The sequence below is a fragment of the Hydrogenovibrio crunogenus genome (assembly GCF_004786015.1).
GTDB lineage: Bacteria > Pseudomonadota > Gammaproteobacteria > Thiomicrospirales > Thiomicrospiraceae > Hydrogenovibrio > Hydrogenovibrio crunogenus.
In genome coordinates, this window is the sequence record NZ_CP032096.1 from 42,186 (window position 1) to 62,725 (window position 20,540).

General features: G+C 40.7%; 18 protein-coding genes. 10 read left to right on the plus strand and 8 right to left on the minus strand.

Going from position 1 to position 20,540, the window contains the following annotated elements:
• The first annotated feature begins 18 nt into the window (after positions 1-18).
• The 3 genes from polA to GHNINEIG_RS00195 all read left to right on the plus strand — a co-directional run bounded on the left by polA (position 19) and on the right by GHNINEIG_RS00195 (position 5,029).
• Entirely contained in the window at positions 19-2,841 is a 2,823-nt protein-coding gene (polA, locus tag GHNINEIG_RS00185) for a DNA polymerase I (RefSeq protein ID WP_135794775.1), read from the plus strand.
• 98 nt (positions 2,842-2,939) lie between these two features.
• On the plus strand, positions 2,940-4,208 hold the full coding sequence (locus tag GHNINEIG_RS00190; protein ID WP_189636896.1) for a conjugal transfer protein TraF: 1,269 nt from the start codon (positions 2,940-2,942) through the stop codon (positions 4,206-4,208).
• A 92-nt stretch (positions 4,209-4,300) separates the two neighbouring features.
• On the plus strand, positions 4,301-5,029 hold the full coding sequence (locus GHNINEIG_RS00195) for a hypothetical protein (RefSeq protein WP_135794777.1): 729 nt from the start codon (positions 4,301-4,303) through the stop codon (positions 5,027-5,029).
• Positions 5,030-5,074: 45 nt separating this feature from the next.
• On the opposite strand, the gene yihA is transcribed toward GHNINEIG_RS00195, so the two are convergent.
• Positions 5,075-5,713, minus strand: a complete 639-nt coding sequence (gene yihA, locus GHNINEIG_RS00200) for a ribosome biogenesis GTP-binding protein YihA/YsxC (RefSeq protein WP_135794778.1) — start codon at positions 5,711-5,713, stop codon at positions 5,075-5,077.
• A 103-nt stretch (positions 5,714-5,816) separates the two neighbouring features.
• Between yihA and GHNINEIG_RS00205 the strand changes: the two genes are divergently transcribed.
• From GHNINEIG_RS00205 to GHNINEIG_RS00225, 5 genes are all read left to right on the plus strand, one after another.
• Positions 5,817-7,811, plus strand: coding sequence for a cytochrome c biogenesis protein ResB (locus GHNINEIG_RS00205; RefSeq protein ID WP_135794779.1), 1,995 nt, complete (start codon positions 5,817-5,819; stop codon positions 7,809-7,811).
• A complete protein-coding gene (gene ccsB / locus GHNINEIG_RS00210) occupies positions 7,808-8,983 on the plus strand; it encodes a c-type cytochrome biogenesis protein CcsB (protein ID WP_135794780.1) in 1,176 nt (391 codons plus the stop codon). Before GHNINEIG_RS00205 ends, ccsB begins: the two co-directional genes overlap by 4 nt.
• 22 nt (positions 8,984-9,005) lie before the next feature.
• A complete protein-coding gene (locus tag GHNINEIG_RS00215; protein WP_135794781.1) occupies positions 9,006-9,629 on the plus strand; it encodes a thiol:disulfide interchange protein DsbA/DsbL in 624 nt (207 codons plus the stop codon).
• 164 nt (positions 9,630-9,793) lie between these two features.
• The gene (locus GHNINEIG_RS00220) at positions 9,794-11,437 is read left to right on the plus strand and encodes an acetolactate synthase large subunit (protein ID WP_135794782.1); all 1,644 of its coding nucleotides are present in this window, start codon (positions 9,794-9,796) and stop codon (positions 11,435-11,437) included.
• Positions 11,438-11,492: 55 nt separating this feature from the next.
• Positions 11,493-11,831 (plus strand): hypothetical protein, encoded by a 339-nt coding sequence (locus tag GHNINEIG_RS00225; protein WP_135794783.1) that lies wholly within the window; start codon positions 11,493-11,495, stop codon positions 11,829-11,831.
• Between the two features lie 4 nt (positions 11,832-11,835).
• Here the strand turns inward: GHNINEIG_RS00225 and GHNINEIG_RS00230 are convergent, their stop codons facing one another.
• Positions 11,836-12,402: a nitroreductase family protein gene (locus GHNINEIG_RS00230; protein WP_135794784.1), complete on the minus strand. Its 567-nt coding sequence runs from the start codon at positions 12,400-12,402 to the stop codon at positions 11,836-11,838.
• Between the two features lie 280 nt (positions 12,403-12,682).
• Between GHNINEIG_RS00230 and GHNINEIG_RS00235 the strand changes: the two genes are divergently transcribed.
• The gene (locus tag GHNINEIG_RS00235; RefSeq protein WP_135794785.1) at positions 12,683-13,597 is read left to right on the plus strand and encodes a hydrogen peroxide-inducible genes activator; all 915 of its coding nucleotides are present in this window, start codon (positions 12,683-12,685) and stop codon (positions 13,595-13,597) included.
• Positions 13,598-13,617: 20 nt separating this feature from the next.
• Positions 13,618-14,367 carry an MlaA family lipoprotein gene (locus GHNINEIG_RS00240; RefSeq protein ID WP_135794786.1) on the plus strand — a complete coding sequence of 250 codons (750 nt, stop codon included), beginning with the start codon at positions 13,618-13,620 and terminating at the stop codon, positions 14,365-14,367.
• 48 nt (positions 14,368-14,415) lie between these two features.
• Here GHNINEIG_RS00240 and GHNINEIG_RS00245 read toward each other — a convergent pair whose 3' ends face one another.
• Genes GHNINEIG_RS00245 through GHNINEIG_RS00270 form a run of 6 tightly spaced genes read right to left on the minus strand, consistent with a single transcriptional unit; the run spans position 14,416 to position 20,273 of the window.
• Positions 14,416-14,733, minus strand: coding sequence for a Na+/H+ antiporter subunit G (locus GHNINEIG_RS00245; protein WP_135794787.1), 318 nt, complete (start codon positions 14,731-14,733; stop codon positions 14,416-14,418).
• Positions 14,734-14,748: 15 nt separating this feature from the next.
• Positions 14,749-15,018 (minus strand): K+/H+ antiporter subunit F, encoded by a 270-nt coding sequence (locus GHNINEIG_RS00250; RefSeq protein ID WP_135794788.1) that lies wholly within the window; start codon positions 15,016-15,018, stop codon positions 14,749-14,751.
• The gene (locus tag GHNINEIG_RS00255) at positions 15,012-15,509 is read right to left on the minus strand and encodes a Na+/H+ antiporter subunit E (RefSeq protein WP_135794789.1); all 498 of its coding nucleotides are present in this window, start codon (positions 15,507-15,509) and stop codon (positions 15,012-15,014) included. The genes GHNINEIG_RS00250 and GHNINEIG_RS00255 overlap by 7 nt, the downstream gene beginning before the upstream one ends.
• Positions 15,506-17,032 carry a monovalent cation/H+ antiporter subunit D gene (locus tag GHNINEIG_RS00260; protein WP_135794790.1) on the minus strand — a complete coding sequence of 509 codons (1,527 nt, stop codon included), beginning with the start codon at positions 17,030-17,032 and terminating at the stop codon, positions 15,506-15,508. Before GHNINEIG_RS00260 ends, GHNINEIG_RS00255 begins: the two co-directional genes overlap by 4 nt.
• Positions 17,029-17,430: a Na+/H+ antiporter subunit C gene (locus tag GHNINEIG_RS00265; RefSeq protein ID WP_135794791.1), complete on the minus strand. Its 402-nt coding sequence runs from the start codon at positions 17,428-17,430 to the stop codon at positions 17,029-17,031. The genes GHNINEIG_RS00260 and GHNINEIG_RS00265 overlap by 4 nt, the downstream gene beginning before the upstream one ends.
• Positions 17,430-20,273: a monovalent cation/H+ antiporter subunit A gene (locus GHNINEIG_RS00270; protein ID WP_135794792.1), complete on the minus strand. Its 2,844-nt coding sequence runs from the start codon at positions 20,271-20,273 to the stop codon at positions 17,430-17,432. Before GHNINEIG_RS00270 ends, GHNINEIG_RS00265 begins: the two co-directional genes overlap by 1 nt.
• Positions 20,274-20,540 lie beyond the last annotated feature (267 nt).

Genomic DNA, 20,540 nt, shown 5'->3' on the forward strand with positions numbered 1-20,540 from the left:
TTAGAGGCAAAGCATTCAATGACTCAAATCCTTCCTGAATTCAATCCAGACAGTCCTTTTATCTTAGTTGACGGTTCGTCTTATCTGTTCCGGGCGTTTCATGCCATGCCGCCGCTTACCAATTCAAAAGGACATGCCACTGGGGCCATTTTTGGCGTCATCAACATGATTGGAAAACTATTGGAACAATACCAGCCCGAGCGTATTGCGGTGGTGTTTGATGCCAAAGGGAAAAATTTTCGCCATGAAATGTATGAGGACTATAAAGCACATCGCCCACCAATGCCGGATGAGCTCCGCATTCAAATTGAGCCGATACATGACATCATCAAGGCCTTAGGCATTCCTTTGTTGGTGATTGATGGCGTGGAAGCGGATGACGTCATGGGCACGCTGGCACACCAGGCCACCCAAGCCAAAATGGATGCCTTGCTGTCCACCGGTGATAAGGATATGGCGCAATTGGTGAATGAACACATCACTCTTGTTAACACGATGAATGATACGTTGATGACACCCGACAGTGTGTTTGAAAAGTTCCACGTGAAACCAGAACAGATTATTGATTACCTCGCTTTGATGGGTGATAGCAGTGATAACATTCCTGGCATCCCGAAGTGTGGCCCTAAAACAGCGGCAAAATGGATTGCGGAATATGGCTCTATTGAGAATTTGATTGAGCATGCGGATGAGATTAAAGGCAAAATTGGTGAAAACTTGCGTGCCAATCTGGAGCAATTGAAACTGTCTCAACAGTTAACCACCATTCGTTTGGATTGTGACTTACCAATCGCACTCAATGACATCAAACGCCATGAAGCGGATATGGAGGCACTGGAAGCACTATTTTCTGAATATGACTTACGCAACTGGTTGACCCGCGTATTAAAAGGCGAATTGCCTTTTAGTAAAAGCAGTGGCCGTAAAGCGCACTCTGAAACCGTCACCAACGGTCAATCTAAAAAAGCACCCAACCCTGCTTCAACTACTGACACACTTGAAATCACCTCCGAGCCTTATGAAACCATTCTCGACTGGACAACTTTCGATGCCTGGCTCAAAAAATTGGAAGCCGCAGACGTTTTTGCCATTGATACCGAAACCACTTCTTTAAATGCGATGGAGGCGAAAATTGTCGGTGTCAGTTTCGCCTATGCAGAAAAAAACGACCAGGCCTGGCAGAATTTCGCGGCCTATGTCCCTTTAACCCATGATTATGATGATGCGCCGGAACAGTTACCATTGCAGGAAGTCTTAGCCAAACTGAAACCGCTTCTGGAAAATCCGGCCATCAAGAAGGTCGGCCAGAACTTCAAGTATGACTGGCACATATTCAAAAATGTGGACATTGAAGTCCAAGGCATGGCGTATGACACCATGCTGGAATCCTATTGTTTTAACAGTGTCGCTACCCGCCACAATATGGATGACTTGGCACTGACTTATTTAAACCACAGTACGATTCAATTTAAAGACATTGCCGGTACGGGGAAAAAACAAAAAACCTTCAATCAGATTGAACTGGAAACGGCGTCACCTTATGCCGCGGAAGATGCGGACATCACGATGCAATTGCATCAAACCCTATTACCGAAGTTACAAGCAGAGCCGACGCTGAACAAAGTCTTTGAAGAAATTGAAATGCCGTTAATGCCCGTGTTGGCAAAAATGGAACGTAATGGTGTGTTGATTGATCGTCAAATGCTGGCAGACCAGTCTTATGAACTGGGACAAAAACTCACTGAGTTGGAGCAAAAAGCGCATTTAATCGCCGGCACCCCATTCAATTTGAATTCCTCCAAACAATTACAAGAAGTATTGTTTGAACGTCTAGAACTCCCAATTGTGAAAAAAACGCCAAAAGGACAACCTTCTACTGCAGAACCGGTGTTAGTGCAATTGGCTGAAGACGGCCATGAAATGCCAAACCTGATTCTGGAATATCGCAGTTTGGCCAAACTGAAGTCCACCTACACCGATTCTTTACCGAAACAAATCAATGAGCACACCGGTCGAGTTCATACCTCTTACCAACAAGCGATAGCCTCAACCGGGCGTTTATCTTCAACAGAACCCAATCTACAAAATATTCCGATTCGAAGCGCCGAAGGCCGACGTATCCGCCAGGCATTTATCGCTCAACCCGGTTATCGTTTGATGGCTGCCGATTACTCGCAAATTGAATTGCGTATCATGGCACACCTATCAGGCGATGCGAGTTTATTAAAAGCGTTTGCCGAAGGCAAAGATATCCATCAGGCAACCGCGGCTGAAATTTTTAACATGCCTTTAGAAGAAGTCACTTCTGAACAACGCCGCAGCGCCAAAGCGGTGAACTTCGGATTGATTTATGGCATGTCGGCCTTTGGGTTGGCAAAACAACTTAATATCAGCCGAGGGTTGGCACAGGAATATATCAATCTCTACTTCGCACGTTATCCCGGCGTCGCAGATTATATGGAATCGACCAAGGACAATGCCAAGCAAACCGGTTATGTAGAAACTTTGATGGGACGTCGACTATATTTACCGGATATTAATGCCAAAAATGGTCAGTTAAGACAGTATGCAGAAAGAACGGCCATCAATGCCCCGATGCAAGGCACTGCCGCCGACATCATCAAAACCGCCATGGTAAAAATGCAGCAATGGCTCGATCAGACCGATTGTGACATTAAAATGTTGATGCAAGTGCATGATGAATTGGTATTTGAAGTGGCTGAAGCGGATATGAACCAAGCCAGAAAAGAAATCAAAACCATTATGGAAGCGGCTTTAAAGCTCGATGTGCCCTTGATTGTTGAAATTGGTGATGGTCTGAATTGGGATGAAGCACATTAAAGTTGAATTATCTTATTTTATATCTGTTATTTAACCGATTATTTGATAGAATTTTTTTAACCAACCCCTTATTTATACGTAATACAATGGAGATTCCCATGAACCGATTAAAACTTATCAGTGCGTTATGTTTATTGGGCGCCACTTCTGCTCAGGCGGCACCTTCTTCTTCTGGTCCTATTGGGCCCAATATTGGGTATGGCGATGCTTCCAACGCCAACACCATTTATGATCCCTTAGCGAACCCGGCAAACAATGCTTTAAATGCCGCAGATACGGAAGGCTATCGTGTCGGTTTGGGAATCAATGCACAAACGCGTATTGAAATTCAAGATCTAGAAGGGGCTTCGGATTATTACGATAATCAAATCGACCCACTGTTGAATGATGTAGCAAATGCAGCACAACTTGAAACCAACCTTGAAACTTTCATAGCCAACTATGATCAAGGGAATATCAGCACCATCAGTGGTGTGACCGTTCCATTGCTGATTAAAACCGATTCCATGGCCGGAGGTCTGAGCTTAGATTACACTCGTCAAGTTGGCGCTGCTGGTATCATTATCAAAGGAACAGGAAACGTTACGCCTGCGGCAGACGGAACGAACTTGACTATTAATAGAGGATCCGCTGCTTTGGGTGTTACTTACAAGCAGCTAGATGAGTTTGCATTAGGATATGGTTTTAAAGCCGTCACATCAGGCAACAGCGCTTTAACCATTGGGGTCACGGCTCGCTATTTAACGTTATTGTCTAACCAGAATAATGTCGATTTGAAGCAATTCATTGACGATAACGCAACGGGTTCTGCCAATTTCAGCGACTATGTCGATGGCATGGATACAGGCTCCAGCGATTCGAACTTAACCGCGGATATCGGGATTAACTGGATGGCCGATAATTATATGATCGGTTTAACCGGGATGAACTTGACAGAACCCACTTTCAAAGTCAACAACATGACCAGCACACAAACAAAATATGATTATTTTTCATCGTTAGTGCCGTCAGACTACAAAATGAAAGCGCAATACCGTGTCAGTGCGCAAGTCTACTCTGAAAACCGTGAATGGACACTGGCAGGAAGTTATGACTTAGCAGAATCGAATGACTTGAACAATAACGACACGCAATGGTGGTCTGTTGGGGCAAGTTATGCAACCAACTCCGCTTGGTATATTCCTGATGTGCGCTTTGGTTTGAGAGGTAACTTGATTGGTACTGAAAAAACCTACACTAATGTCGGGTTAACGCTTGGTTTCTTAAACTTGGATGTGGCAACTACAACAACCGATTTCAGCGGTGTTGAAGACAAACAAAAAGATGCAGGGATCATGGCCTCTGCAGGTGTCGAGTTTGATTTTTAATCAAGCCTGATAATCTTTTTAAACCCATTAAACCCCCTGTAATTTTTTAGGGGGTTTTTTGTCTCATTCGTTATTATTTAAAGGAAAATATCATGCTGAAAAAACTTTGTTTCATAGGATTTATTTTTCCTGCCTTGGTTTCAGCAGGGACAAATAATATTGATTATTTAAACTTTGAGAGCCAATCTCAATTCAAAGAATTTGCAAAAGACCTGACGGGCGCTTTATCTGTAAAAACACTGGAACCTGCTGAACCTCTAGGGGTTTCAGGGTTTGATATTGGAATATCCTATAATTTATCGCAATTTAAATACGATCATATGGATCGTGTTTCCAATAACGGTAAATCGTCTTTAGATACCTTTACCATTCACGCTGTCAAAGGCCTGCCTTTTGGGGTCGATTTTGGCATCAATTACACTAAATCTCCTGGCAGTAATATTGAAACCTGGGGCGGTAAACTCAGTTATGCTTTAATTGAAGGAGGGGCTTTATACCCAGCGATTGGCATCAGTGGTAATTATGCTCAAACCAGTGGGATCGATGCTTTGAAGTTTAATAGTTTTGGTGCAGAAGTCGGTGTTTCAAAAGGCTTTGCAAATTTCACGCCTTATGCCGCTGTTGGAATGGTCAATGGGGAAACCCAACCTGAAGAGCTAAATTTAGGCCTGGCAGGTTCAAACCTTAAGAACGAATCGGTTTCAATGGCGAAGTTTGCTGTTGGGGTCAACATTAACTTATTGCTAATGGATGTTCTGGTTGGTTATAACCAAATTGGGGAAGTTGGAACCTATTCCTTAAAAGCCGGTTACCGTTTTTAATCAAAACCGATCCTTTTTATAGAAACGCCCAGGCCTGGGCGTTTTTTATGACTTTTTTGTCTCCGGCTGATTCTTAACAGGCCGTTCGTATTCCATCCACTCATCCAGCTTAGCCCAGACTTCATCCAACCCTTGTCGTTTTAAAGAAGAAAACAACTGCACCGTTGCATGCGGGTACTTTTCACTCAACAATTGTCGCATCTTTAACAAACTGTTTTGCGCCGGCCCTTTTTTCAATTTATCAGACTTCGTCAATAAAATATGTACGGGTAAATTCAGTGTCAGCGTCCAATCCAGCATCATCAAATCAATTTCAGTCGGAGGCATTCTTGAATCCACCATCATCACCAACCCTTTCAAAGACGCTCTAACTTCAATGTATTCCGACAAACTTCTTTCCCAGGCACGTTTTGTATTCACATTGACTTTGGCATACCCATAACCAGGCAAATCCACTAATTTACGTTGTTCATCACATTCAAAAAAATTAATTAGCTGTGTTCTTCCCGGTGTTTTACTGGTTTTAGCCAACCCTCTTTGTGAGGTAATCACATTTAAAGCGCTGGACTTACCGGCATTGGAACGCCCGGCAAAAGCGACTTCATAGCCGAAATCTTCTGGACAATGTGACAAATCGGGAGCCGATTTTAAATAAGTTGCTTGTTGGTAAAGTGGATGTTGCATAAGGTGGGTTGCCTGTTGGTTAGGTTTTCATTCTTTATCAATAGTGTGAATCGGTATATACTTTACAATCTTTTTAAATGACTATTAAGAATATTTAATTTATATGACCGAATTATCCAACACTTCAAGCCCATTACCAAAGCGTAAGCCTGGCATTTTTATCCAATTTTTAGGCTCCATGAATTTGGCGGTTACCTTATTGGTGATGTTGGCTATTGCGTCAGTTATCGGGACAGTTCTACAGCAAAATCAAGTTTTCCAAGATTATATTATAAAATTTGGACCTTTCTGGACTCAAGTTTTCAACGAACTGGGACTATTCCATGTTTATGGCGCAGCTTGGTTTATTTTGGTTCTATTGTTCTTATTAATCTCCACCAGTGTATGCGTCAGTCGAAATGGCCCCACTTTTTTAAAAGAGATCAAACAATACAGTGAAAAACTGTCATTAAATGCTTATAAACATCAACCGCATTCGTTAACCTACACTCCAGAATCTTTCGATACGGAAACTGCTCAAGCCATCTTAAAACAGCAAGGCTATAAAACGAAAATTCATCAACGAGAAGATGGGGTGACCGTTGCTGGTTTGAAAGGTCGTTGGAATCGTTTAGGGTATATTTTCACTCATATTTCGATTATCGTAATCTGTATCGGTGCTTTATTTGACAGTAATTTATTATTGAAATACCGCGAATTGACAGGCAACTTAGCACCTGAAACTCGATCTGTCAGCTTGGATAAAATTCCTCAAAAATCATGGTTAGGTCCTGAAAACTTTTCATTCCGTGGATCGGTCAATATTGCGGAAGGTCAAAAATCGGATGTGTTGTTTTTACCTTATGAACGTGGTTTTTTAGTCCAGAAATTGCCTTTTACCATTGATGTTAAAGACTTCCGTATTGAGTATTACGATACAGGGATGCCAAAATCTTTTGAATCCGATATCGTTTTAAGTGCGCCTGATTTAGACAAACCGATTGAAAAAACCATTGCGGTCAATCACCCATTGTTTTATAAAAATTACGCCATTTATCAATCTTCTTTCGGCGACGGGGGGAGTTTGATGAAATTGAAAGTGCACCCGCTTCTGTCTCCTACCAACAACCCGCTCACATTAAATACGGCGGTCGATAAGGTGGAACCGCTGAAAACCCCAATGGGCACTTATCGTTTAGAGTTAAACGATTTTAAAATGTTCAACATTGTGCCGGCCAGTGACGAAGAAAAAGCCAAAACCGGTAAAAAAATGCATAACAATGGCCCGACCATTATCTTTAAAGTTCGTAATGAACAAGGGAAGGCATGGGAATATGAAAACTATATGCAACCGAGCTTACAGGATGGTCGTTGGTTCTTTATGACAGGTATGAGAACCTCTCAAGCCGAACCTTTCCGCTATTTATTTATTCCAGCCGACGCACAACGTCAAAAAACACGTTTCTTTAACTTTTTAGCGTTAATCAATAACAAGAATAAAGCACAAGAGGTATTACAAGACGCTTTCCCGAAAGCCAATAATATTGATGATCGTACTTATCAGCTCCAAATGCGTTTGTTAAACCAATTGATGGTGCTGTTCCGTCAAAAAGGGTTCAGTGGCATCAGCCAATTTGTGCAGAAAAATGTGCCGGAAAAAGATCGCTCTAAAGTAAAAGATTACTATATGGGTCAAACAAGTTTGGCGCTGCAAACGCTTTATTTAGAGATTTTAAAGCAGGAAAAAGTGAAAGAGCTGGACGATATTTCTGACTTTAATAAACAATGGTTTGAAGATGCCCTAACGGTCATTAACAGCTTGCCGAACTATGGTCCGCCAATGTATTTTGAATTGGATTCCTTTAAACAAATCGAATCCACAGGGTTACAAATTACGAAATCCCCTGGAAAAGATATCGTTTATTTTGGGAGCGCTTTACTTATAATTGGGGTCTTCTTCTTATTCTATGTACGTCAAAAACGCATTTGGTTAGCTTATTCTGAAAAAGAAGGGACTTTAACCATTGCAGGAAAGGATAATAAAGAACTGCCTGAAGTGGCAAAAGAATTTCAACAAATTGTACAAGCGGTACAATCTAAAATGCAGGTGAAGTCATGAGTACAATGAATTCTTCTATGGAAATGGATCAATTAAAAAAACCTTTTTCCATTAGCGATATGATCTGGGCAGTCTTAGTCATTGCCGGTGCAGCTTATGCTTGGCAAAGCTTTGGCCAATTAATGGATGTTTACGAAGTGGGCATTTTAGCCGGTACTGCCGTGGGTCTGATTGCATTAGGTAAAATCTGGCCAAGTATTAAAACACTGTCTTATGCGGTGGCTGCTTTAAGTTTATTGGCTCTATGGACTTACAGTCATCATGGCAATCAAATTTCTGCCAATGAACAAGCGTTCTTTTTAAAGTTCTTGATTTCAAGCCAATCCGCTTTCATGTGGATGAGTGCTCTATTCGTATTGGCGACCGTTGCTTACTTTCTAGCACTATTTTCTAAATCCAATTATGTCGGTAAAGTAGCCAGTGCCATTGCTTGGTCAGGCGTTGCTTTTGGGTTGGTTGGTATGATGGTTCGCTGGCGTGAATCTTATCTTATCAATCCGGATTATGGCCATATTCCAGTCAGCAGTTTATATGAAGTCTTTATCTTATTTGCAGTACTGACAACTTTAATTTATTTGTACTACGAGCAAAAGATGCGTACCCGTTCAATGGGTGGATTTGTCATGCTGATTGTCAGTGCCTCCATTGCTTTTTTACTTTGGTATACCTTTAACCGTGAAGCTCATGTGATCCAACCTTTAGTGCCGGCTTTAAAAAGTTATTGGATGAAAATACATGTGCCCGCCAATTTCGTTGGGTATGGCGCTTTTTCAATTGCAGCCATGGTCGGTCTTGCTTATTTAGTTACTGAAAAATTTCAAACCAAAAACCCAGATTCACAATTTGTAAAATCTATGCCTAGCTTGGAAAGCATGGATGATCTAATGTACAAAACCGTTGCATTAGGCTTTGCTTTTTTCACCATTGCAACTGTATTGGGTGCCATGTGGGCAGCCGAAGCCTGGGGCGGTTATTGGTCTTGGGATCCTAAAGAAACCTGGGCATTGATTGTTTGGTTAAACTATGCCGCTTGGTTACATATCCGTATGTCAAAAGGCTGGCGTGGTCGTCCAATGGCATTATGGGCGCTAGTTGGCTTATTAGTGACCACATTCGCTTTCCTAGGCGTTAATATGTTCCTATCCGGTCTGCATTCTTACGGTGAACTTTAATTTTTAAAACTTAGGAAATTCGATGTTAAGAAAATTTTTCATTACCAGTCTACTTATTTTAAGTTTTGGCATTCAACCTGCACTGGCAAATGAGGCATTTGGTATTGCAGAGGGTGAAGAATATAAAAAAATTCCAACCCCTCAATCTATTGCTCCAAATGAAAAAAAGGTTGTTGAAGTATTTTATTATGGCTGTCCTCACTGTTACGAATTAGAAAGCAGTGTGCACCAATGGCTTAAAAATAAACCGAAAGAAGTGCATTTTGAACGTATGCCCGCTGTATTGAATAACCCGAATTGGGTGTTTATGGCCCGTGTATTCTATACGGCTAAATTTTTAGGCATTGAACAGCCTTTCCATACAAAATATTTTGATGCGATTCAACGAGATCGTAAGCCTATTTTCAATGTCGATGCATTGGCAAAATTTGTTGAACCAATGGGCATCAAACCGGATGCTTACAAACAAATGTTCAACAGCTTCCAAGTGACCAGTGCGGTTTCTCGTGCAAAACAAATGACTCAAAACTACGGTATTGACGGTGTTCCTGCAGTCATTATCAATGGAAAATATTTGACTGATGTGCCTATGGCATCATCTCGTCAAGCGCTTTGGAAGGTGGTTAACCAACTTCTCAATAAATAACGATTTAAATTTAAGAATACCCTTTTCCTCTAGGGTATTCCTCCCCTTTCTCCAACGCTAATTTTGCGCTCCAACACTTTTTAAGTTTATAATCGGCCTAACGCAAAATACATTAAAACTTACCAGGCCTGGCTGTTTTATCACTTAAACGGAATAATGAAATAATGAAAGCATCTAATCTCTTCGTACAATGTTTGGAAAACGAACAAGTCGAATACGTCTTTGGCATTCCCGGCGAAGAAAATATGGATATGATGGATGCGTTATTAGACTCGGATATTGAATTCATTACCTGTCGTCATGAACAAGGTGCCGCATTCATGGCGGATGTTTATGGCCGTTTAACAGGTAAAGCCGGTGTATGCTTATCCACTTTAGGGCCAGGCGCCACGAACCTAGTGACCGGGGTAGCAGACGCCAATATGGATAATTCTCCTGTCGTGGCAATTGCCGGACAAGCCGCCACCACCCGTTTACATAAGGAGTCGCATCAAGTAGTCGATTTGGTGAATTTATTTAAGCCTATTTCTAAATATGCCACCCAAATATTGGAACCGGAAACCATCCCGGAAGTGATTCGAAAAGCTTTCAAACTAGCGCAAGCGGAAAAACCCGGCGCGGCTTTTATTGATTTTCCAGAAAATGTCAGTGAAATGCTGACGCCTGAAAAGCCTTTGCCAGTCATTCAGTCACGTTTGTCATTAGCCGATCATAAGTTAATTGAAAAAGCCGCATTGATTATCCAACAAGCTAAAAAGCCCCTTATTCTGGTTGGAAACGGCGCGGTTAGAGCGAATGCCAGCCGTCAATTGGAAGCCTTTTCAAAACATTATCAGATTCCCCTAGTGAATACTTTCATGGCGAAAGGCGCAGTTCCCCATTATAAAAACCCTTTGTCAGTGGGCACCACAGGATTACAAAAAGGCGATTATGAAAACGGTGGCTTTGCCGAATCGGATTTGGTGATTTGTATTGGCTTCGATATGGTGGAATATCACCCACATTTATGGAATCCAAACCGGGAACATACCATTATTCACATCGATACTTGCCCGGCTGAAGTCGATTACAGTTATATCCCTGATGTGGAACTCATTGGCAATATTGGTCGTAATCTAAGTGCTTTAATGGAAAAATTGCCGCATAAAGAATATGAACCCATTCCATTTCCACTTAGAGAAGCCATGATTCAAGAAATGGAACGCTGTTCTGACAGTGATGCCTGGCCAATGAAACCACAAAAAATTATTTGGGATCTTAGAACCGCAATGAATCGAGAAGACATTGCGATTTGTGATGTCGGTGCCCATAAAATGTGGATGGCGCGTTTTTTCCGATCAGAGCTTCCCAACACGTGCATTATCTCCAATGGTTTTGCCAGTATGGGCATTGCGGTTCCTGGCGCGATTGGGGCAAAACTCGCTTTCCCAGAAAAAGCCATTGTTGCAGTCACAGGGGATGCCGGCTTTATGATGAACTCTCAAGAGATTGAAACAGCATTACGTTGTAACACCCCTATCGTGATTTTGATTTGGAATGACAATCAATATGGATTGATCAATTGGAAGCAAAAACGTCGTTATGGACGATCTGCTTATATCGACTTCCAAAACCCTGATTTCGTGAAATACGCTGAATCATTTGGTGCCACCGGTGTTCATATCAATTCGGCCAATGAATTGCTTCCTGCCTTAAAAACCGCTTTAAAAGCCAATACGGTTACCATTATTGATTGTCCTGTCGATTATTCGGAAAATGATCGTTTAACCGAATTATTAGGGAATGTACTTTCAGAAATTGAATCCTAATTTTTATAATTCGGTAATATAGGTAAAATTAAACCTACTAATATAGTGTGAAATTATGATTTATATAAAACGTAATGCCAACAATGAAATTGAAGATCTCCAGTTTTCAAGTCAACCAGGGTACACGCAATCCAGCCTCTATGAACCCGAAATAAAAGCCTTTCTTGAAAATACCCAAAATAATGAATTAATTAAAAAAGTTTTAACCAATTTAGATTTGGAAATGGTTCGAGTCATTGAAGACATGGTCAATCTTATGATTGAAAAAGGGCTTATCCTTTTTACTGATTTACCGGAACCAGTACAAAATAAACTCTTATTCAAACGCTCTTTACGACAATCGTTAAATCCTGAACATAGCTTAATTGATGAAGAAGAAACCCTCAATTTTTAATCCATTAGGCTAAATAAGAAGTCACCTTTTCAATTGGTTGACGTGTTGATTTTCCTACACAATTTGGATACCCCATATACAAAGCCCCTATTAATTTTAAATCTATAGACTCCATTTTTAAAATCTCATAAGTACGTTTGTCTTCAATAATAGGTCCCGTACTCCATTGAACCCCTATTTCAATCTCCCAGGCCGCTAATTGAAAATTTTGAATGGCACAACTACAAGCTGCGTAATCTTCTTGAATGGTAACCTTGTCTTTTGCTAACAATTGCCCTACTAAAATGACTTGTGGAATTGCTAAAAACTTGCTTAGCGCTTTTTGATAAATATCATCATAATTATCAGATCCCTTTTCAGCTCTTTTTAATGCCCTATTTTCCGCATATATAACCGCTAATTCTGATTGTGTTTCTTTACCAATCACCCAAAACCGCCATGGTTCTGTCATTTTATGATTGGGTGCCCAAATTGCTGCTTCAAGACATAGATTCAGAGAATCAAGGGGAATTAATTTTGGTATAAATTGATAAATTGTCCGACGGGATTTAATAATTTCTAAAATCGACATAGAATAACTCTTGAATAACTGTTAGTAATTGCTTTGGATAAACTGTAACAAAATGTGGATAAAAAATAGAATAAATAAATACCCTATACTTATGCACAATCCATTCACAGTTCATACAAACAAACTAACAGGTGTTAACACACCAGTTATAAACAAGTTAACTATTTGAAAATACTAATTAAAGTAAACTTATCCTTATTAAAAGCGTTGCCTAATAAGAACAAAAACAAAAAAAGAATATATATATACATATATATCTTTCTAACTGTGAATAGACTTTATGACTTTAAATGAATTGAAATACTGCGTTGAACTAGCCAATGAAAAACATTTTAGGAAAGCATCTGAAAAATGTTTTGTCAGTCAACCGACATTAAGTATTGCGATTAAAAAACTAGAAGAAGAACTCAACGTTACCTTATTTGAAAGACGTAAGAACGAAGTCATTGTCACCCCGATTGGAAAGCAAGTCGTTGAACTGGCCAAAAGTATTCTTCAGAAGACACAAACCATTAAAGACATTTCAAAAGATGAACAGTCACAAACTACGGAATTGAAAATTGGCGTAATTTATACCATTGGACCTTATTTATTACCTACTTTAATTACAAAATTTCATCAAAAAGCCAACAATATACGATTATCAATTGAAGAAAATTACACCCACATTCTCTCTAAGAAATTGCAAACGGGTGAATTGGATATCATTATTGTTTCTCTGCCTTTTGAAGAACCTAATATTGAAACGTTTCCCGTTTACGATGAAGAATTTGTTGCTGCAATTCCAAAAAGTAATTCCTTATCAAAATTAGAAGAAATTGCTCTGGATGAAGTGAAAAATGAAACCGTTTTATTATTAGGGGCAGGCCATTGTTTTAGAGATCAGGTATTGGAAGCCTATCCGAATTTGATTCACTTACATGCCAAAGATAATCCTTTACAGAAAACGCTAGAAGGTAGCTCTCTTGAGACAATTCGATATATGGTAGCCTCAGGGGCAGGAATCACCGTATTGCCTTGTAGCGCCTGTCAGAATGCCGAGGATTTACTTGTTTATCGACCTTTAAAAGATCCTAAACCTAAAAGAACCGTTGTGATGGCTTGCCGTAAAAGCTTTCCACGTCAAAAAGTGCTTCAAGTCTTTAAAGATACCCTACAATCGATTCAGTTACCTTGTACAATCAGCTCATCTTAAAAAAGAGTTTTTATTTAAAAATGTATGTTCGATTTTTAACTTTCGTATTCTTATTTTTGCCTACACTGAGTCTTGCTGAGGATGCGTTTACTCAAAATGTCGCTGATAGACCAGCAATGAACAGTCATGATCCTTATGAAGACTATAATCGAGCCATCTATGACTTTAATATGGCCTTCAGCGATGCGATTGGGGAACCCGTAGCCGATGCTTATAACACTGTTTTACCTTCTCCTGTTAAAAAAGGCATTAGCAATTTCTTTAATAATTTAAAAGAACCGATTAATACGATCAATGCTTTGTTTCAAGGAAATGTAGAAGGGGGCTTAACCAGTTTTATGCGATTAAGTTTAAACAGCACCTTAGGGTTATTTGGTTTGATTGATATTGCCACCCCGGCTGGATTGGATTATCAAAAAGAAGATTTAGGTCAAACGCTGTATAAGTGGGGCATGTGGTCTGAATCTTCTTTTATTATGATGCCGATTATAGGGCCTTATACCACTCGAGAATTGGTGGGGAGTAGTATTGATTCTCTTTATAATCCAACTTATCCGCACTTGATTCAAACCGATTTACAAGGTCGTATCATGCTGTTTTTAGGTGAAAAATTTGTCGACTATACTCAGATTGTGTATTTGGCTAGACAAGTCAGACAGCAACCGGATCCTTATGTTTTCATGCGAGAGAGCTACTTACAGCATCGTTTGAATTTAATCTATAACGGCAATCCCCCTGCGCCAAATCTGGATGATTTTAATTTTGAGTAAGGAACTTATTGTTTAGATAAAAATACCCAGGCCTGGGTATTTTTGTAATCATTCAATTCGATTTTGCGTCTTTTTGAGTTGTTTTACTTTGATATGAATGGCGGCTTTAGCCATTAAATGTGCACTAACAGGAGCGGTAATAAACAAAAATAATGTGATGAGGATTTCATGCAGACTCAAGGTGTCTTTTTCAAAACTGAAATAGAGTGCTGAGGCGATTAAGATCGCGCCAACACCTAAAGTTGTCGCTTTAGTCGGTCCATGTAGGCGCATAAAAAAATCGGGAAGCTTAAACAAACCGAAAGATCCGATGAGGGTGAATGCGGCGCCGATAATAATCAGCAATGACAATAGAATTTCAAACATATTCAAAACCTTCCTTTATTCCATGATATCGCCGCGCAATAAGTATTTACTTAAAGCCACCGTTCCAACAAAGCCCATCAACGCAATTAACAATGCCGCTTCGAAATACAAAGCGCTGCCCAGATACAAGCCAAATAAAATCAATAAAGCAATGGTATTAATATACAACGTATCTAATGCCAAAATTCGATCAGGAATGGAAGGCCCTTTTACCAAACGGTAAAAGCTTAAAATCAAAGCCAGTGCAACCATAACAAATGCTAGTTCTAAAGCTATCTCTAACATGATGGAAATACCTCCATTAGTGGACGCTCATAGCGTTGTTTTATTTCTTCTATGGTTTCGGTCGCATCTTCAATATGCAAAGCGTGAACAAGCAAATGCTGTCGATCTTCTGATAAATCACATGAAACAGTGCCTGGTGTCAATGAAATGGTGTTGGCCAAAAAACTGATTCCTAAAGGGTGTTTAATGTCTAATTCAATGGTTAAAAAACCAGGTTGAAGATGAGCCGTTTTTCCTAAAATCAATTTAGCGACTGTCACATTCGCTATCAAAATATCCCATAACACGATGCCAAGAAATTTAAGCAAAGTCACTGGGTGTTTCAAACAGACTTTTTCCGGCCAAAAACTGGAAGTAAACATAGGAATTATCAGTGCCAGAATAAACCCAAGCACGATATGACCTGCACCGAAATTATTGTTCAGTAATAACCAGATGCCCCATAAAAATAAACTTAAGACGGGATGAGGTAAGATTTTTTTAATGTTCATGGTGTCACCTTCCCAACAGCAGGAGTATTAAGAACCGAATGAATGTAAAGATTCGAATTAAATAATTGTTGTGCGATGTTATCGGTCATTGCAGTAATTGGTTGAGCAAACACCACTAATATCACGCTGCTTGAAAATAATAAAATAACGGCTAAATAAGCCAATTTATTCAAGGATTCTCCCGTTGACTTTGTATTGGGTTGAATATGATAAAACAAAACCGAACCGGAACGGGCCATGGCAATGATCATAATCAAACTCGACACTAGAACCAACGTTAAAATCCAACCAACATAATCGTGATCCAAAGCGGCTGAAAGAATAAGAACTTTTCCAAAGAAGCCAGATAAAGGCGGCATTCCCACCATAGCGATGGCCGCAAAAATAAAGGTTGAACCTATTAGAATAGCCTGTGGTACGGCTGGACCCGATTTAAAATGATCTTCTAAAGTACCTTTGCCTCGGGCAATGATATCTGCCAATAAGAAAAAACCACCTGCAATTAGGGTAGAGTGGATTAAATAATACAAACTGGCGGACAAGGCTGCTGGCGTGTTGAGTCCGATACCAATCAATAACGTGGCAATGGAAGCCAATACTAAATAAGCCACTTGTTCTCTGAGTCCTCGTGAGGCCATGACACCTAATGCTGCCAGAATAATGGTTATCAGCCCCAATCCTAGTAACCAAGGCGTATAGAAAAAAGCCAATGCTTGTGCATTTTCACCGAATACGGTGCCATGGACACGAATAATGGCATACAGCCCAACTTTAGTCATAATGGCAAACAATGCAGCTACGGGTGCAGCCGCATTTGAATACGCTTGAGGCAACCATAAATACAATGGAAACATCGCAGCTTTGATGCCAAAGACTAATAACAGTAATAAACCAGCGGCTGCAACGACGCCTTGATCTTCTGTTGACAGAACAGCCACTTTATTGGCCATATCGGCAATGTTCAATGTGCCTAACACACCATAAAGTGCCCCTACTGCAAATAAGAATAGCGTAGAACCAATTAAGTTAATGACCACATATTGTAAGCCGGCTTTGGTTCTTAAACGTCCACCGCCATGAAGCATTAAACCGTAAGATGCCAGTAATAAAACTTCAAAGAAAACAAACAGGTTAAAGACATCCCCTGTCATAAAGGCACCGTTTAAGCCAAACAGTTGTATTTGAAACAAGACATGGAAATGGGATCCCTGTTCATCCATTCTTGTCGAAATGGCATACCATAAAGCGCCTACTGCTAAAATCGCGGTGATGAAGATCATTAAAGCGGACAATTGGTCTAACACTAAAACGATGCCATATGGCGCCACCCAATTGCCTAACGCATAGACTTGGGGAGAACCTTGGCTAGCAACATGCATCAGTTCCACACTGACAGCAAGCAGTACCAAAACCAATAAAAAACTGAGTAAACGTTGTAAATTCAGCCCGGCCTGACGTACCAATAAAACCAGGACACCACCAATTAAAGGGATTAAAACGGGTAAAAAGGGTAATGACATCATCCGTGTGTGACCTCTTTATTGGATTGCTGTGATTTCGAAGTCGATTTTTTATCATAAGGAACTTCATCGGCTGCCAAATGTAAGCCGTCGACATGATCATTGCCCAGTTCCGAACGAGATTTCAACGCCAACACAATTAAAAAAGCGGTCATCCCAAACGCAATCACAATCGCTGTCAATACCAAAGCTTGAGGTAATGGATCGGTATAACCATTTTGAGCTGGGTTAATCACGGCCGGTAAGCCGATGGTTAATCGACCCATAGCGAATAAAAAGACATTAACGGCATAAGCCAATAACGTTAAGCCTAATACCACTGGAAAAGTTCGTGCTCTTAAAGTCAAAAATACACCACTGGCAGTTAAAACGCCGATGACGATGGCAATCAGTAGTTCCATTATTTAACCTCCGAGGTTGTGGCATCTTGAAGGGGAGCTTGGTCAGGATGATGAGAGGCATAACTTAAACGGCCCAGTTGAACCAGACTCATGACAGTGGCACCCACGACAACTAAAAAGACGCCTAAATCAAAGGCAATTGCACTGGCGACTTCAAATTCACCAACGACCGGCCAATGTAGATGAGTAAAGGTTGACGTTAAAAACGGATACCCAATTCCCATAGCGACTAAGCCCGTTGAAATAGCAATTAATAATCCCACACCAATGGACCAATGCATGTCCACTTTAATACGGTTGCCAGTCCATTCAATCCCATTGGCCAAATATTGCACAATTAAGGCGATGGAAGCGATTAAGCCGGCAATGAATCCGCCGCCGGGTAGATTGTGACCACGCAAGAAAATAAAGACCGCCACCAATAGCATCATAGGTAATAATAGACGCGTTAAGGTTTGCATGATTAATGGATGTTTATCCGTATTCCAGATTCTACCTTTTTCATCGTGTTTGGGGGCGGTCAGTTTCATCCCTTGTAACATGGCAAAAACACCCAGGCCTGCCAAGGCTAATACTACGATTTCACCTAAGGTATCAAAGCCACGGAAATCGACCAGAATCACATTGACCACATTGGTGCCACCACCGCCTGGCAAACTGTTTTCCAAGAAATACTGAGCGATGGTGTCATAATCACGTGTCAAAACGGATAAGGTCAGTAAGGTGACACCGATTCCTGAAAATACGGCCAGCAAGCCATCTCGCCATAACCGTATTTTGCCGATTTCACGAGGGGTTTTTTGAGGTAAGTAGTACAAAGCCAACAGCAATAAAACGATGGTTACGACTTCCACAGATAGCTGGGTTAAAGCTAAATCCGGTGCTGAAAATTTAATAAAGCCGACCGAGATTACCAGTCCGACGACGCCAATCACCACTAAGACCAATAAACGTTTTCGATGGAAAACAATGGTGAGCAAACTGGCAAGCATTAACCCGATTGCCACAATGAGGGTGACGGCATCAACCGGCAGCATCTCGCGTGTGCCTAAAAGCGGAGAGGATTGTGATAAAAATCCGTAGCCTCCGAAAATCAGTGAAGCAAAAATAATCCATGCGGACGCATTTTGTAGGGAGCCTTTGTCAAATTTAGCCCGGACATGAATGGCGGCACTGAATAATCTTTGTAATCCGATATTAAAATAGCGGCGCGCATCAATATGCTGAATATAACGCTCATAAAAGGCGAAGAAACGATGACGCATAAAATACACTCCAACCCCAAGGGATAGGGCAATCGCACTCATCATCAGAGCGTATGTAAATCCATGCCAAATGGCTAAGCTATATGCTGGTGCTGCTGTTTGTAATGTGCCAACCACCGCTACATTTAATAGAGGTGCGACGGTATAAGCCGGGAAAATCCCGACGGCAAGACAGACAATCACCAGTAAATCGACAGGAATTTTCATGAAGCGGGGTGGTTCATGAGGCGTTTTAGGTAAATCAACCGGTTCACCATTAAAAAAGACGTCATGAATAAAACGTAAAGAATAGGCAACCGATAAAATACCCCCAATGGTCACCAATACAGGAATCATCCAGGCAAAACTTGAAATGTGCGATGCATGCACGGCTTGTTCAAAGAACATTTCTTTACTTAAGAAACCGTTCAATAACGGCACACCCGCCATTGCAGCCGAAGCGATGATCGCCAATGCCGCTGTATGAGGCATATATTTAATCAATCCATTCAGTTTTCGCATATCACGCGTGCCTGTTTCATGGTCAATAATACCGGCTACCATGAATAAAGATGCTTTGAAGGTTGCATGGTTAATGATATGAAAGATAGCGGCAACCGCTGCTAGTTGGGTTCCAAACCCAAAAAGCAATGTAATCAAACCCAAATGGCTGATGGTGGAGTAGGCCAATAAGCCCTTTAAATCGTTTTTAAAGAACGCGGTATAAGCCCCAATCAATAACGTAATCATCCCGGCGCCACCCACTAACCAAGACCATTCTTCTGTGCCGGAGAGTACTGGGAAAAAGCGTGCCAATAAGAAAATTCCGGCTTTAACCATGGTCGCTGAATGCAAATAAGCTGAAACAGGCGTGGGTGCCGCCATTGCATGGGGTAACCAGAAATGAAATGGAAATTGAGCCGATTTGGTAAAGACACCTAATAAAATAAGCACCAAAATAGGCAGATATAATGGGTGAGATCGAACAGTATCGCCCGCTAAGAGCACGTCGCTGAGTTGGTAACTGCCAACCACATGCCCCAGTAACAAAACCCCCCCTAATAATGCCAAGCCGCCTGCACCGGTAATGGCCAATGCCATACGAGCGCCTTGTCTGGCATCTTTGCGTTGCTGCCAATAACTAATCAATAAGAATGAGGTGATGGATGTCAATTCCCAGAAAATCACCAGTTGTATCAGGTTTTCAGATAATACAATCCCTAACATTGATCCCATGAACATCAATAAGTAGGCGAAGAAACGCCCCATACAATCTTTTGATGCTAAATAATAACGGGCATAGAAAATGACCAAAAGCCCTATGACCAGAATTAATAAGGCAAAGAGAAGGGCCAGTCCATCTAATCGGAAAGCGAACTGTAAGCCAATGGAATCAACCCATGACCAACTTTGAATTAAGGTTTCCCCTCCAAAGACCTGAGGCATTGAAGGGACTAGAAATGCTAAAGATAATAAAGCAATTCCACCACTGGCCCACGCTGCCGCTAAACGATTTAATTTCGAAGACCAGGCCACTAAGATGGCGCCAAAAAACGGCAAAAGCACCACAATAGGAAGGTTAAAAGCCAATAAATTCATAGCAATCCTAGTTAATTATAAATGTAGTTTATAACTAAAGAAGATTACCACAAACCAGTGCAGAGTCAATGTTTTAGCGGGTTATATCTAGTTCAAAGTCACTTTTTTTAGCCTGAAATTATGTTAAAAATGTGTGGCAGAATAAGTGGTTAGGAAAAAGTTTTAATTAAGAAACTTTAATGCGCTTTATAAGTTAGTTTACTTTGTCAAAATTTAAGATAGGATAAACGCTATAAAGTGCGATTAACCTGATTAAAAAGAGCATTG